The sequence below is a fragment of the Bacteroides neonati genome (assembly GCF_000499785.1).
Classification (GTDB): Bacteria; Bacteroidota; Bacteroidia; order Bacteroidales; family Bacteroidaceae; genus Bacteroides; species Bacteroides neonati.
In genome coordinates, this window is record NZ_HG726023.1 from 244847 (window position 1) to 259125 (window position 14279).

The 14279-nt window shown below is 43.7% G+C and carries 14 protein-coding genes; 13 read left to right on the top strand and 1 reads right to left on the bottom strand.

What is annotated here, in order from left to right; all coding sequences use genetic code 11:
- Complete coding sequence (locus TY03_RS13745; protein ID WP_042370957.1) at positions 1-1287, top strand: DUF4302 domain-containing protein; 1287 nt, start codon at positions 1-3, stop codon at positions 1285-1287.
- Between the two features lie 105 nt (positions 1288-1392).
- Here the strand turns inward: TY03_RS13745 and TY03_RS13750 are convergent, their stop codons facing one another.
- Complete coding sequence (locus TY03_RS13750; RefSeq protein ID WP_042370959.1) at positions 1393-1842, bottom strand: acyl-CoA thioesterase; 450 nt, start codon at positions 1840-1842, stop codon at positions 1393-1395.
- Between the two features lie 78 nt (positions 1843-1920).
- On the opposite strand from TY03_RS13750, the gene TY03_RS13755 reads away from it, so the two are divergent.
- The 12 genes from TY03_RS13755 to glmM all read left to right on the top strand — a co-directional run bounded on the left by TY03_RS13755 (position 1921) and on the right by glmM (position 14040).
- The gene (locus tag TY03_RS13755; RefSeq protein ID WP_042371383.1) at positions 1921-2484 is read left to right on the top strand and encodes an L-threonylcarbamoyladenylate synthase; all 564 of its coding nucleotides are present in this window, start codon (positions 1921-1923) and stop codon (positions 2482-2484) included.
- Positions 2485-4275 carry a chloride channel protein gene (locus TY03_RS13760; protein ID WP_042370961.1) on the top strand — a complete coding sequence of 597 codons (1791 nt, stop codon included), beginning with the start codon at positions 2485-2487 and terminating at the stop codon, positions 4273-4275.
- Between the two features lie 34 nt (positions 4276-4309).
- Positions 4310-5284 carry a methionyl-tRNA formyltransferase gene (gene fmt / locus TY03_RS13765; RefSeq protein WP_042370963.1) on the top strand — a complete coding sequence of 325 codons (975 nt, stop codon included), beginning with the start codon at positions 4310-4312 and terminating at the stop codon, positions 5282-5284.
- Between the two features lie 119 nt (positions 5285-5403).
- Positions 5404-5994 (top strand): RNA polymerase sigma factor, encoded by a 591-nt coding sequence (locus TY03_RS13770; protein ID WP_042370965.1) that lies wholly within the window; start codon positions 5404-5406, stop codon positions 5992-5994.
- Positions 5995-6086: 92 nt separating this feature from the next.
- The gene (locus TY03_RS22670) at positions 6087-6263 is read left to right on the top strand and encodes a hypothetical protein (protein ID WP_187373996.1); all 177 of its coding nucleotides are present in this window, start codon (positions 6087-6089) and stop codon (positions 6261-6263) included.
- A 61-nt stretch (positions 6264-6324) separates the two neighbouring features.
- Positions 6325-6981: a ribulose-phosphate 3-epimerase gene (gene rpe, locus TY03_RS13780; protein WP_042370969.1), complete on the top strand. Its 657-nt coding sequence runs from the start codon at positions 6325-6327 to the stop codon at positions 6979-6981.
- A gap of 3 nt (positions 6982-6984) precedes the next feature.
- Positions 6985-8268: a ComEC/Rec2 family competence protein gene (locus TY03_RS13785; protein ID WP_230201979.1), complete on the top strand. Its 1284-nt coding sequence runs from the start codon at positions 6985-6987 to the stop codon at positions 8266-8268.
- Between the two features lie 87 nt (positions 8269-8355).
- Complete coding sequence (locus TY03_RS13790) at positions 8356-9639, top strand: IS1380 family transposase (protein ID WP_042366226.1); 1284 nt, start codon at positions 8356-8358, stop codon at positions 9637-9639.
- Positions 9640-9803: 164 nt separating this feature from the next.
- Positions 9804-10640, top strand: coding sequence for a ComEC/Rec2 family competence protein (locus TY03_RS13795; protein ID WP_148335667.1), 837 nt, complete (start codon positions 9804-9806; stop codon positions 10638-10640).
- A gap of 163 nt (positions 10641-10803) precedes the next feature.
- Positions 10804-11838, top strand: a complete 1035-nt coding sequence (locus tag TY03_RS13800; RefSeq protein WP_042370974.1) for a DHH family phosphoesterase — start codon at positions 10804-10806, stop codon at positions 11836-11838.
- Positions 11839-11957: 119 nt separating this feature from the next.
- Entirely contained in the window at positions 11958-12614 is a 657-nt protein-coding gene (locus TY03_RS13805) for a DUF4827 domain-containing protein (protein WP_042370975.1), read from the top strand.
- Between the two features lie 37 nt (positions 12615-12651).
- Positions 12652-14040, top strand: coding sequence for a phosphoglucosamine mutase (glmM, locus tag TY03_RS13810; RefSeq protein ID WP_042370978.1), 1389 nt, complete (start codon positions 12652-12654; stop codon positions 14038-14040).
- The last annotated feature ends 239 nt before the right edge of the window (positions 14041-14279 follow it).

Consider the following 14279-nt stretch of genomic DNA (forward strand, 5'->3'; position numbering starts at 1 on the left):
ATGAAGAAAAAATATTTAATATGGATATTGTTACCTTTTATTTTCCAATCATGTTTGATGGACGATAAGGATTTATTTCCGGAGTCAGCTGCCGATCGTATGAATACGGTACTCAAACATCATCAGGAGATATTAATGGGTGCCACCAACGGATGGATTCTTGAGTATTTCCCTGAGAAAAAACAATCTTATGGTGGGTATACGTTGTTTGTGAAATTCGAGCCTCATGATATGGTGACTGTTGCTTCAGAGTTATATAAAGCAGACCAAACGGAGACAAGTATGTATCAACTGATTGGCGATAGCGGACCAGTACTGACCTTTAATACGCATAATACGTTGTTACATTATTTTTCAGATCCTCATAATCCGGATGGTATTGGTCCTGGTGACAGTGGAATGGGTGGTGATTATGAGTTTCTGATGCTGGAATCAACCCCAGAAAAAGTAACAATGAAAGGAAAAAAGACGGGTAATCGTATTGTTATGACTCCTATTGCATCCGATGCCAATTGGACCGATTTGATGAAAGATTACCAACTGGCTGCAGCTAAGATAAAAGGGAAAAAGTATAAACTGAGTATGGGGGAATTAGAAGGAACAGCACTTGCTTCCTATCGTACATTCAATATTACTTATCCAGGAGATAATGCTGCAATTGAGATGATAATGGCTTCCTATCGAGTGCTTTCGAGTAATGAAATTGAATTTTACGAACCTTTGAAAATAGGTGGTAAAGAGATTACTAAAATGAAATTCAGTGTTGATGCCGACGGGGTTATAACTTTTACCGATGTTCAATCAGGGTTGAGTTTAGTTGAATTACTGCCTGTTTTGAATCAAGAACTAGTGAAGGGTAGCTGGTATTTTGCTTATAGCAAATTAGGTACCTATGGTAAACAGTGCTGGGATTTAGCAAAGACCGGACTTGATGCTATCGGTGAGCAATTATATTCGGCAGCGTTAACTAATGGAATTTCGTTTGCGTTTGGTTGTGTACCCAATGGGGCAAGTACAAATTATAAAGGAATTCTTGGGTTTAGTTATCAACTGATAGATATAGATCAAATAAAGCTATCTTACACGGGAACATCTGATAATAATGGAGGCTATTATTATAAAAACTCACCAAATTTTCCACAATTAATTAATCCGTTAGTGGGGCAATTTAAATTAATCGCGAATGATAAAAAGAATCCAACAACGATTCAGCTACAAGATATTGCAAAACCTGAAAATGTATATGTACTATCTCGTAGTGCTGTGTACTGGCCATATAATAAATAGTGCCGAAAGAAAAGCGAGCGAGCTTCAAGCTAAAATTCTCTCAATGTAACCTGTAACTTAGAATAAATAGAGATTTAGCTTTATATTAATTGTTTCGGAAGGATACTATTGAGAGATAGTATCCTTCTTTTTTCTAACATCTCTGCCCTCATAGGCACAAATAGCCTCTATCCACTCTTCCGAAAGTGGTTTCGACTCATGCTTCTCCAGATCGAAAGCTACCATAACCGAGGTGCCGATGCATTTTACCTCTCCCGTATCCGTATCGATCATTCGCTGAATGAGGTGGAAGCTCTTGGTTCCAATTTCCGAAACGGCAGTTTGTACGGCAATATGATCGGTTGCAAATATCTGCGACAGAAAGTTAGCTTCGATGTGTACTACCACAATACCATCTTTTTCCCAGTCTACTCCGGGGCATACCGAAGCGAAGTATTCTGTCTTGCCTAAATCATAAAAACAGAAGTATACCGTGTTGTTAACATGCCCGAATTTATCTACGTCATTGAAGCGTAGTTGTATAGGGAGGGTGTGGCGAAATTTAATTTCTTCCATTTGTTTTCACTTAATCTTTTATATTGTGATGCAAAATTAGTATTTTTGCGGTTCATCTCAACAGATATGAAGCAAGAAATGATAGAAGATGTTAAAAAAGCCTGTCAGGTGATGAGCGAAGGGGGAGTGATTCTCTATCCTACTGACACGGTATGGGGGCTTGGTTGCGATGCAACGAACCCCGAAGCAGTGCAGCGTGTGTACGAAATAAAACAACGCGCCGATAGTAAGGCGATGTTGGTGTTGGTTGATTCGGCAGTAAAAGTTGACTTTTATGTGGGAGATGTGCCACCTATTGCATGGGATTTGATTGAGTTGGCAGACAAACCGATGACGATTATATATTCGGGTGCACGCAATCTGGCACCCAATTTACTTGCCGAGGATGGCAGTGTGGGGATTCGTGTCACCAGCGAAGCTTTCTCGAATCGCCTTTGTCAACGGTTTCGTAAGGCTATTGTTTCTACTTCGGCCAATATAAGTGGTCAGCCCGGAGCTGCCAACTTCAACGAAATATCCGAAGATATTAAAAGTGCAGTCGATTACATTGTTACTTATCGACAAGACGATCTAAGTCGTCCAAAGCCGTCGAGCATCATTAAGTTGGAGCCGGGGGGAGTTATCAAGATTATCCGCGAATAAATGGAAAAAGAAAAAATAAGTTTATTACAACGCTTTATTAGTTGGCGAGAGAACAAGATTAAAGAAAAGCATTTTATATTGATACTGAGTTTTTTAGTAGGTATCTTTACAGCCACTGCTGCCTTATTACTGAAATTTTTTATTCATACCGTACAGAATTTCCTGACCGATAATTTTAATGCCACACAGGCCAACTACCTTTACCTGGTTTATCCGGTGGTCGGTATCTTCTTGGCAGGGTGGTTTGTGCGCAATATTGTAAAAGACGATATCAGCCACGGAGTTACCAAGATACTCTATGCTATTTCGCGCAGGCAGGGGCGTATCAAACGACACAATGTTTGGTCGTCGACCATTGCGAGTGCCATTACCATTGGGTTTGGTGGTTCGGTAGGAGCAGAGGCACCTATTGTGCTAACCGGTTCGGCGATTGGCTCTAACCTAGGAAGTGTCTTTAAAATGGAACACCGCACACTGATGTTGCTCGTCGGTTGTGGTGCGGCAGGTGCTATTGCAGGTATCTTCAAAGCGCCTATTGCCGGTTTGGTCTTTACGCTCGAAGTGTTGATGATCGACCTTACCATGTCTTCGTTGCTCCCCTTGCTTATCTCGTCGGTTACCGCTGCCACACTCTCTTATATCGTAACCGGGCAACAGGCTATGTTTAAGTTCAACCTAGATCAGCCTTTTGAGCTGGAGCGTATCCCTTATGTGATTTTGCTCGGTATTTTCTGCGGACTGGTTTCATTATACTTTACGCGGGCTATGAACTCTGTCGAAGGCGTTTTTGGTAAATTATCCAATCCTTATAAGAAACTCGCGCTTGGCGGTGTTATGCTGAGTGTGCTCATCTTCCTCTTTCCGCCGCTATATGGCGAAGGGTACGATACTATTGAGATGCTGCTCAACGGGACCAGCAATGTAGAATGGGATACCGTGCTTAATAACTCCATGTTCTACGGTTATGGCAACCTATTGTTGGTATATCTGATGCTGATTCTTTTATTGAAAGTCTTTGCCTCGAGTGCCACAAACGGTGGTGGCGGTTGTGGTGGTATTTTTGCACCTTCTCTTTATTTGGGCTGTATTGCCGGATTTATATTCTCCCACTTCAGCAACGAGATGGGAATATCATCTTTCTTGCCCGAAAAGAACTTTGCCTTGATGGGTATGGCCGGAGTGATGAGTGGTGTCATGCATGCTCCACTTACCGGTGTCTTTCTGATAGCCGAGCTTACCGGTGGTTATGACCTGTTTCTGCCGTTGATGATCGTATCGGTAAGTGCTTACTTAACGATTATCGTTTTCGAACCCCATAGTATCTATTCGATGCGTTTGGCCAAGAAAGGACAACTCATTACGCACCACAAAGACCGTGCTGTACTGACTTTGATGAAAATGGAGAATGTAGTCGAAAAAGACTTTGTGACGGTGCATCCCGAAATGGAATTGGGAGAGTTAGTCAAAGCGATTGCCTCTTCGCATCGTAATATCTTTCCGGTGACCGATGAGGATGGTACCTTTCAAGGTATTGTGCTGCTCGATGATATACGAAACATCATGTTCAGACAAGAGCTTTATCACCGTTTTCGAGTTAGCAAACTGATGACTTCCGCCCCCGCCAAACTATTTGATACGGACGGTATGGAGCAGGTGATGCAAACTTTTGATGATACGAAAGCATGGAATCTGCCCGTTGTGAATAGCGAAGGCAAATACCTGGGATTTGTATCGAAGTCGAAAATCTTTAACTCGTATCGTCAAGTACTGGTGCACTTCTCGGAAGATTAGCGCGCTTGTATCTTAATTAATTAGTCCATTTGTCATGAAGAAAGAAGATTTAAGAATCGTTTATATGGGGACTCCCGACTTTGCTGTCGAGGGCCTTCGATGTTTGGTAGAAGGCGGTTACAATGTAGTGGGTGTGATAACCATGCCCGATAAACCTGCCGGACGCGGACATCAAATTCAATACTCGCCTGTCAAACAATATGCACTCGAACAGAACCTGCCCCTGTTGCAGCCTGAGAAACTGAAAGAAGAAGGGTTTGTAGAGGAGTTGCGCGCACTGAAAGCCGATCTTCAGATTGTTGTTGCTTTTCGTATGTTGCCCGAGGTCGTGTGGAATATGCCTCGCTTGGGAACATTCAACCTCCACGCCTCCTTGCTTCCACAGTACCGCGGAGCGGCTCCCATTAATTGGGCTGTGATTAATGGAGATACCCAGACCGGTATCACTACCTTCTTTTTGCAACATGCAATTGATACCGGCGAAGTGATTCAGCAGGTGGCTGTACCTATTGCAGATACCGACAACGTAGAGGTGGTACACGATAAACTCATGCAGTTGGGTGGTCGGTTGGTACTCGAAACGGTCGATGCCATTATAGCCGGAACGGTAAAGCCCATTCCTCAGGAGAAGATGGAGGTGGTAGGCGAGCTTCGTCCTGCTCCGAAGATATTCAAAGAAACCTGTCGCATAGACTGGAACCGCTCTGTGAAGCAGGTGTACGACTTTGTTCGCGGGCTGTCGCCTTATCCTGCTGCCTGGGGAGAATTGGTCGATCCCGACGGTAAAACCGTTGTCGTAAAGATCTTCGAGACGGAGAAGATTGTTGAACCTCATTCATTGGCAGCGGGTACACTGCTGACCGATGGTAAAACCTATATGAAGATCGCTGTATCTGACGGGTTTATCGGAGTGTTGGCATTGCAGCTTCCCGGCAAGAAACGTTTGAAAATCGAAGAACTCTTACGTGGCTTTCGACTGACCGAAACTTATCGAATGAAAGCGGATTAAATAATCCGCTTTTCTTTTGGCTTTTTCACTTGAATTCTGTTACTTTGTGCCTTGTTGACTTTGATAATCCAGTAAAGCCTATTGACACAACATTACGCTACTACTCAAAAAATCACGTAATGAATACACGAATCAGCAGAACCGACGAAGCGTTGGTAACTCTCTATGCAAACGGAGAGAATGAAGCCTTTGATGAACTACTGAACCGTTATAGGGATCGGTTGTATTACTATATATATTATATAGTGCGCAACGTTGAGCAAACGGAAGACATTTTTCAGGAAACATTCATCAAAGCCATTATTACCATACGGCAGGGACGTTATAATGAAAACGGAAAGTTTTCTGCCTGGTTGCGCCGCATTGCTCATAATTTGATTATAGACTCTTACCGACAAGACAAACAAGAGAACCTCGTGTCTTGTGATGAACCCGATATTAATATCCTCAACACCATTCAACTGGCCGAAGATACTATTGAAACGGCTATGGTTAGTCAGCAAATACTCGATGATGTGCGTCGGTTGATGAACGCATTGCCCGATGAACAACGCGAAGTACTGCAAATGCGCTTCTATCAGGATTTGAGTTTTAAAGAAATAGCCGAACAGACCGGTGTGAGTATCAACACCTCATTGGGGCGGATGCGGTATGCTATCCTGAATATCCGTCGCTTAGCCTCTAAAAATGGTGTCGAACTAACTCTTTAGCAAGATAAATGCATTGGTTTATATACTAAATCGTCCGTTTCGTTCGTTCTTAACAGAGAAATAGATGATTTAACTCATAAATGGATAAGCCTATGTCTAAAAAAACGACTCATCGCTCTTCTTCTCTCCCTATCAATCAAAAGCATTCGCCGGGCAATAAACAAACCGGACCCAGTGCACAAACGCTGAATTTTCTTCGCGCTTTTGCCCGCAACTATCATACCGATATGCAGTTACCTCAGGGCATACAGGGCATTATACTGGGATAAATTTGCTACTTTCGTTTATTCACGCTACTTTTGCACTATAATTCATTAATAAACGAAGCGTATGAAACCAATAATATCTCCCTCTATTCTTTCGGCAGATTTTGCCCACTTAGCTAAAGATATTGATATGATAAACCGTAGCGAAGCTGCGTGGGTACACATTGATATCATGGATGGAGTATTTGTTCCCAATATTTCGTTTGGCTTTCCGGTATTGAAATACGTGGCAGAGTTGAGCGAAAAACCACTGGATGTACACTTGATGATTGTGCAGCCCGAGAAGTTTATTCCCGAAGTAAAAGCACTGGGTGCCCACGTGATGAATGTGCACTATGAGGCTTGCCCGCATTTGCACCGCGTGCTGCAACAGATTAGAGAAGCCGGTATGGAACCGGCCGTAACGATCAATCCGGCTACACCGGTAGCCTTGTTGCAGGATATTATCTGTGATGTATACATGGTGTTGATTATGAGTGTTAATCCGGGGTTTGGCGGACAGAAGTTTATTGAACATTCGATTCAAAAAGTTCGTGAGCTTCGTGAACTCATTGACCGTACCGGGTCTAAGGCATTGATCGAAGTAGACGGTGGGGTGAACAGCGAAACTGCCCCTCGACTGATCGCTGCAGGAGCGGATGTATTGGTAGCCGGAAATGCGATCTTTGCTGCCGATAAGCCGGAAGAAATGATTAAACTGCTGATGAATGGTCAGCCATAAGAAGTGATAAGGGCGCTTCATCGCTACCCGTTTTTACGTCTGTTGCTACCATTGGCAATGGGTGTTTATGTGGGCGATGAATTGTTTTACAAGGGTGTAGAAATCTCCATGCAAGATGCATTATGGGGTCTCTGCACTCTTTTTGTTTTACTGACTTTTTCGCTCCTGCTCAGACGCTATGCGTTGCGTTGGGTTTTCGGCGTTCTTCTTTTCCTGTTTTGTTTTTTCGGCGGATTGAGTTGCATGATGCATCAGTTGCAAGAAACAACAGTCGCCTTTGCGGATAAAGAAACCATTTATCGTGTTTGTATAACCGAGAAGCCTCTGGTTAAGGAGAAAAGCATGCTTTGTACTGCCGAGCTCGATGGGAAGAACATCTTGTTGTACCTGACAAAAGATTCGCTTAGCCAACGCCTCAGAAGTGGGGATGAGCTGTTAATCAACAGTCTTCTTTCGGTTCCGGCAGGCTATGGAAATCCCGATGAGTTCGATTATCCCCGTTATTTGTTGCGCCGCCGGATAAGTGGCGTAGGCTTTTGCTCAAGTGGCGATTGGAAACTTCTGGCACACCATCGGTCGCTTTCTCTTTCTCAACGTGCTTTGGTGTGGCGCGAGCGGGTACTCGGTTTATATCGCGAATTGGGCTTTCGTGGCGATGAACTGGCTGTGCTGTCTGCCCTCACTGTTGGGTATAAAGAAGAATTAAGCGAAGAGATACGCGAAAGCTATTCGATATCGGGAGCCAGCCACGTACTTGCCTTGTCGGGGTTGCATATCGGCTTCCTGTATGCCTTGCTCTTATTCTGTTTACGTATCTATCCCGATAAATGGTGGGGCGCTCGTTTGTGCCGGTGCCTGATTATTCTTACGTTGCTGTGGGCGTTTGCTTTCTTTACCGGCCTTTCTCCTTCGGTGGTGCGTTCGGTGCTGATGTGTTCGCTATTGGTGGTTTCGAGTGTATGGGGACGAGAGTCCTTTTCCATTAATACGCTGACAGTCGCTGCTTTCTTTATGTTGCTTTGTCGTCCCGCCTGGTTGTTTGATGTCGGTTTTCAACTCTCTTTCTGTGCTGTGGCAGCTATCTTATTACTGCAACCGGATATTTATAAAATATTGTCACCGACTCATCGGATGGTTCGCCCGGTTTGGACGCTGTTGAGCGTTTCATTGGCGGCACAGATAGGAACAGCGCCGTTGGTGATGCTTTATTTCGGTCGCTTTTCTGCTCATTTCTTATTGACCCTTAAATCCGCAGTCATATTATTTTCAGAGAATCCAAACACTTGAGGATGAATAACATCCTCAAGGTTTGGTTATGTCACAAGATTCACCTAAATTAGTGCTACCAAACAAACCATAAAGGTACTTGTGCATATGACAACAAAAATAGCCATAAAATCAGATAATATCACTCCTTTTGGGGGTATATTTTACGCAATGGATGAATTTTCTCGTTTAGGACTGAATTCCGTGATCGATAAATCTTTAGGATTACGTTCTTCCTACGCCGGTTACCAATATAGCGAAATTATTTCGAGCCTATTTTGGATCTACTATTGCGGCGGTGACCACATCGAAGATATCGGCAAACACCTTGGCAAACATCTTGAATTACGCCCGGATACTGAAATCCCCAGTCCGGATACTTTATTGAGAGGCATAAAAGAACTCGCAGAATTGGATATCCACTATACTTCCCAAAAAGGAGCAAGCTATGCTTTCAATAAGGCGGAACAGCTTAATAGTTTGATGCTCGATATGCTCCTTCAAACAGAACAACTCAAGCCAAACACGCTTTATAACTTGGACTTCGACCACCAGTTTATTCCCACAGAAAAGTATGACACTCAGTATTCTTACAAGAAAAAACGTGGTTATTTCCCCGGCACGGCAACTATTGGTGGTAACATTGTTGGTGTGGAAAATCGGGCCGCAAACGCAAATGTCCGTTTTCGTCAAGCGGATACGCTCCAACGGACTTTTCGTCGTTTGGCCGATAGGGGAATATTCATAGACCGTTGCCGGATGGACTGTGGTTCTTATTCGGAAGAGATTATCCGTATGACACATGGCTACTGCAACAAGTTCTACATACGAGCCGGCAAATGTCAGTCTCTGTATGAAGAAATGACGAAAATCACAGATTGGAAAAAAGAAGAAATCAACTTCGAGAATTATGAAGTGACCTCCATACCTTTTACTTCCTTTTTGCAAGAAGAAAACTACCGACTTGTTATTCAAAGGCAAAAGCGTAAGGACAACCAATTGGACCTATTTGATGGTGAATACACCTATCGGTGCATCTTAACCAATGACCATGAAAGTTCTGAAAAAGACATTGTACTCTTCTACAATGCTCGTGGAGCCTGTGAAAGAACATTCGACATGATGAATAACGATTTCGGGTGGAGTCATCTTCCCTGTTCATTCCTCAAAGAGAATACAGTATTCCTGCTACTTACAGCCATGGCTAAAAACTTTTATGCTTACCTTATTGAGAAGGTTGCAGCCGTGTTTGAAGATATTGAACCGGTAAGCCGAGTCAAACGATTTATCTTTCGATTCATTACAGTTCCTGCGAAATGGGTAAAGACAGGCAGACAATGGGTACTCAATATTTATTCCGACAAACCATACAAGTTGCTTTGGAGTCCGTAAAAACAACTTTTCGTGGGATTACTTATGCCTTCAGCTAACTGGGGAAAGGGGAAGCTATGCCCTATAACCTGAAATCAAGGAGAAAAGCAGGGGGAAAAGCTACGAGTAGGAACTATTAGGTGAATTAAATCGCTATTTGAATCAGTTATAAATTAGCTGCGGATTTGAGGTTGACCAATCTGCTTGTTATTGTGCTGGTCTCGGTTATTATGTATGGGGCGATAGCTATGTTGCTGCTGACCCCTTTCGTTCTGCTTCAAGGATGGATGGCTTGGTTGGTCAAGATACTGTTGCAATGGCTCAATGCCGTCGTGCGATGGGTTGAACAACTTCCTCTGGCATCTATCGATCAGCTGTGGATTTACCCCTTCGAGGTCTTTTTGTTCTACGTGCTGATCTGTTTGGGGAGGCATTGTGTCTCTTCCCATCGCGCTAAGAGTTTGGTGGCCTGCCTCTGCTGTTCGCTTTTTCTTTTGGGAGGACATGCGTTTATGCGGTTTCAAGATCGTCCGGTTCAGAGCTTGTCTTTTTATAACGTGCGCGGTTGTCCCGCTGTGCACTGTGTAGCTGTCGATGGACGTTCGTGGTTGGTCTATGCCGACAGTCTGCCCGATGAAAAGCGTTTGCACCGTGTGGCTTCCCGTCATTGGCAACGACAGCGGTTGCTTCAGCCTCGTGCCGTTACTGCCGATTATCAAGATAGCACACTTTGTTTTCGCGACCGCATTCTCTCTTATTCCGGCAGGCGCGTATGCATGGTCAATGACGACCGTTGGAAGTATCAATCGGCTTCGCAACCGCTCGCTGTCGATTATTTATACGTCTGCAAAGGGTATAACGGAAGGCTGCATACATTGGCCGCTCTCTTCTCTTTTTCAACCATCATTTTAGATGCCTCTCTTCCTTCTTATCAGCAAGATGCGTTTAAGGAAGAATGTCTAGAGCGGGGTTATCACTTTATCGCACTTTCCGAGAAAGGTTCTATGAGGTTTTTGCTATAAGTACGAAGAATTATTGTAGCTTTGCAAGCTAATAAAGTGGCCATCTGCCGATGCGCTTTTGTGCCAATGAAAAAGAGAATGGCTAAATTAAATTATTAATCTACTTAATCCATGTGTCCGCCAATGGATGATTTCGCTATTGGCACATTGACGCATTATTATTATGCTGACCAAAGTAATTGAACAAAGCAAAATAGACCGTTTTACGAAATGGTTCGAACGTGCCGACAAAATAGTAATTGTTTCTCACGTATCGCCTGATGGCGATGCGATCGGTTCTTCACTGGGACTTTATCATTTTCTTGATTCGCAAGATAAGACGGTGAACGTCATCGTACCCAATGCGTTTCCGGATTTTCTCAAGTGGATGCCCGGTAGCAAAGATATCCTATTGTACGACCGCTATAAGGAGTTTGCCGATAAACTTATTGCCGAGGCTGATGTTATTTGCTGTCTCGACTTCAATACCCTCAAACGTATTGATGATATGGGAGCTGCCGTAGCCGCTTCTCAGGCTCGTAAGGTGATGGTTGACCATCACTTGCACCCCGAGGAGTTTTGCGACATAACGATCTCCCATCCCACCATCTCTTCTACCTCCGAACTTGTTTTCCGTTTGATTTGTCGTATGGGCTATTTCAGTGATATCACACGCGAAGGGGCAGAGTGCATCTATACCGGTATGATGACCGATACGGGCGGGTTTACCTACAATTCGAACAACCGCGAGATCTATTTCATCATTAGCGAACTCCTGTCTAAAGGCATCGATAAAGACGATATTTATCGCAAGGTATTCAATACCTATTCCGAAAGCCGCTTGCGTCTGATGGGGCATGTGCTGGCCAATATGAAAGTATATGCCGAATATGATTCGGCACTGATTTCATTGACTTGTGCCGAGCAGAATTGTTTTGACTACATCAAAGGCGATAGCGAAGGATTTGTGAATATTCCTCTTAGTATAAAGAATGTATGCTTCTCTTGTTTTCTACGTGAGGATACCGAAAGACCGATGATTAAAATATCGCTTCGTTCGGTCGGCACATTTCCTTGCAATCAGTTTGCTGCAGAATTCTTTAATGGAGGCGGACACCTGAATGCTTCGGGTGGTGAGTTCTATGGAACCATGGAAGAAGCGGTTAAAGTCTTTGAGCAAGGATTGAAGAAATATAAACCCTTGTTGTGTAAAGCGTGAGCTCGTTAAAAGTAGAGGCTTAAAGGTTAAAAAATTAGAACTTTCAACTTTCAATCTTCTACTTTCGGCTAATTTAAAATACATTTGTACGAAATATATAGTACCCTAAGATACAGATAATGAAGAAACTTATTTTTATACTTTTTGCTTTATTGGCAGTTGGTTCTCTCTTTCAATCTTGTGATAACACAAAAACATACGCAGAGATGCTGGATGAAGAGAAGAATGCAGTCAATGCGTATATCAAGAAATACAATATTCAGGTTATTTCGTTGGAGGAGTTTGAAAAAGACACTGTAACGGATGTTGCCAAAAATGAATATGTAGCATTCTCCAATGGTGTATATATGCAGATTGTAAACAGGGGAGACGAAGGCGAAAGCAATAAATTCGTCAATAACAATGTGATTCTTGCACGTTTTGTAGAAGTTGATATTCTTCTGGGAGACACGACTCTAGCTTCTACCGTATGCAATCCGGCAGGGCCAAACTTTGAGTTATATCCCGAAGGGTTCAGATATACAGAATCCGGAACCAGTATCTACGGTCAGTTTCTGTCTGAATCGGGATTGGCAGGTTGGAAAGGATTGGGTATGAATGGGCAATATACACAGTATGGCACCAGCGTACCCGCAGGATGGTTGCTGGCTTTGAAGTATATTCGTAGCGGTGCACATGTGAAGCTAATTGTACCTTCCAAGATGGGACATCAGATAGCACAGCAAAAAGTATATCCTTACTTCTACGATGTGCGTAAGTTTTCAATCTATTATTAAAAAAAGAAACCAACATAACTCTCAAAATTAAAACCTTATGACTCTAATCAAATCGATCTCTGGTATCCGCGGAACCATCGGTGGAGGAGCAGGTAACGGCTTAAATCCGTTAGATATTGTGAAGTTTACGTCGGCTTATGCCACGCTTATTCGCAAGACTTGCCAATCAACAAGTAATAAAATCGTAGTGGGACGCGATGCTCGTATCTCGGGCGAAATGGTAAACAACGTCGTAGTAGGTACTCTCATGGGTATGGGCTGGGATGTAGTAGACATCGATCTGGCCTCTACACCGACTACCGAACTGGCTGTAACCATGGAAGGTGCTTGTGGTGGTATCATTTTGACTGCTTCGCATAACCCCAAACAGTGGAATGCATTGAAACTGCTCAACGAACATGGCGAATTTCTCAATGCAGCCGAAGGAGAAGAAGTGCTTCGTATTGCCGAAGCCGAAGAGTTCGACTATGCCGATGTAGATCACTTGGGCAGCTATCGCAAAGACTTAACGTATAACAAAAAACATATTGATAGTGTATTGGCCTTGAAGTTGGTCGATGTAGAAGCTATCAAGAAAGCCAATTTCCGCGTAGCCATCGACTGTGTAAACTCTGTGGGAGGTATTATCCTTCCCGAACTGCTCGAACGTCTGGGCGTAAAGCATATTGAAAAACTTTATTGCGAACCTACCGGAAACTTTGCGCACAACCCCGAACCGTTAGAGAAGAACTTGGGCGATATCATGAACCTGATGAAAGGCGGTAAAGCCGATGTTGCTTTTGTTGTTGACCCCGATGTCGATCGTTTGGCAATGATCTGCGAAGACGGTGCCATGTATGGTGAAGAATATACCTTGGTTACTGTGGCCGATTATGTACTTAAACATACGCCCGGCAATACGGTATCCAACCTTAGCTCTACCCGTGCGCTGCGCGATGTTACTCGCAAGTACGGAAAAGAATACAATGCTTCGGCAGTGGGCGAGGTAAACGTGGTTACTAAGATGAAAGCAACCAACGCCGTTATCGGTGGCGAGGGCAATGGTGGAGTAATCTATCCCGAAAGCCATTACGGACGCGACGCATTGGTGGGTATCGCTCTTTTCCTGAGCCATCTGGCTCACGAGGGTAAAAAGGTAAGCGAACTACGCGCCACCTATCCTCCTTACTTTATTGCCAAGAACCGTGTAGACTTAACCCCGGAAATAGACGTAGATGCTATTCTGGCTAAGGTAAAAGAGATCTATAAAGATGAAGAAATTAACGATATCGATGGTGTGAAGATTGACTTTGCAGACAAGTGGGTACACTTGCGTAAGAGCAATACCGAAGCCATCATCCGTGTGTATAGCGAGGCTTCCACTATGGAGGCTGCCGAGGAAATAGGTCAGAAGATTATGGATGTAATCAATGATTTAGCCAAATAAGCGCAAGCGGAAAGGCTATTAAACTGCTTCCTCGCAAACAAGCGAACTTTCATCGATCAGGTGAATATTCGTTTGTCTGCGGGGAAGCGTTTGTTTTATATGAATAGAACCAGTGACACAATTCTCTAACAGGAGAAATCGGCCGGTATACGAAACCGCTTGCCGATTATTGCTGCAACAATTAAAGCAACGTGAAAAACCGGTGCAGCGTGTCGTTCTTACGCATCTGGCGATACGGG

What these genes read in the sequence shown, in the direction of transcription:
- TY03_RS13745 (WP_042370957.1), top strand. Translation starts at nt 1, where the DNA reads ATGAAGAAAAAATATTTAATATGGATATTGTTACCTTTTATTTTCCAA.
- TY03_RS13750 (WP_042370959.1), bottom strand. Translation starts at nt 1,842, where the DNA reads ATGGAAGAAATTAAATTTCGCCACACCCTCCCTATACAACTACGCTTC.
- TY03_RS13755 (WP_042371383.1), top strand. Translation starts at nt 1,921, where the DNA reads ATGATAGAAGATGTTAAAAAAGCCTGTCAGGTGATGAGCGAAGGGGGA.
- TY03_RS13760 (WP_042370961.1), top strand. Translation starts at nt 2,485, where the DNA reads ATGGAAAAAGAAAAAATAAGTTTATTACAACGCTTTATTAGTTGGCGA.
- fmt (WP_042370963.1), top strand. Translation starts at nt 4,310, where the DNA reads ATGAAGAAAGAAGATTTAAGAATCGTTTATATGGGGACTCCCGACTTT.
- TY03_RS13770 (WP_042370965.1), top strand. Translation starts at nt 5,404, where the DNA reads ATGAATACACGAATCAGCAGAACCGACGAAGCGTTGGTAACTCTCTAT.
- TY03_RS22670 (WP_187373996.1), top strand. Translation starts at nt 6,087, where the DNA reads ATGTCTAAAAAAACGACTCATCGCTCTTCTTCTCTCCCTATCAATCAA.
- rpe (WP_042370969.1), top strand. Translation starts at nt 6,325, where the DNA reads ATGAAACCAATAATATCTCCCTCTATTCTTTCGGCAGATTTTGCCCAC.
- TY03_RS13790 (WP_042366226.1), top strand. Translation starts at nt 8,356, where the DNA reads ATGACAACAAAAATAGCCATAAAATCAGATAATATCACTCCTTTTGGG.
- TY03_RS13800 (WP_042370974.1), top strand. Translation starts at nt 10,804, where the DNA reads ATGCTGACCAAAGTAATTGAACAAAGCAAAATAGACCGTTTTACGAAA.
- TY03_RS13805 (WP_042370975.1), top strand. Translation starts at nt 11,958, where the DNA reads ATGAAGAAACTTATTTTTATACTTTTTGCTTTATTGGCAGTTGGTTCT.
- glmM (WP_042370978.1), top strand. Translation starts at nt 12,652, where the DNA reads ATGACTCTAATCAAATCGATCTCTGGTATCCGCGGAACCATCGGTGGA.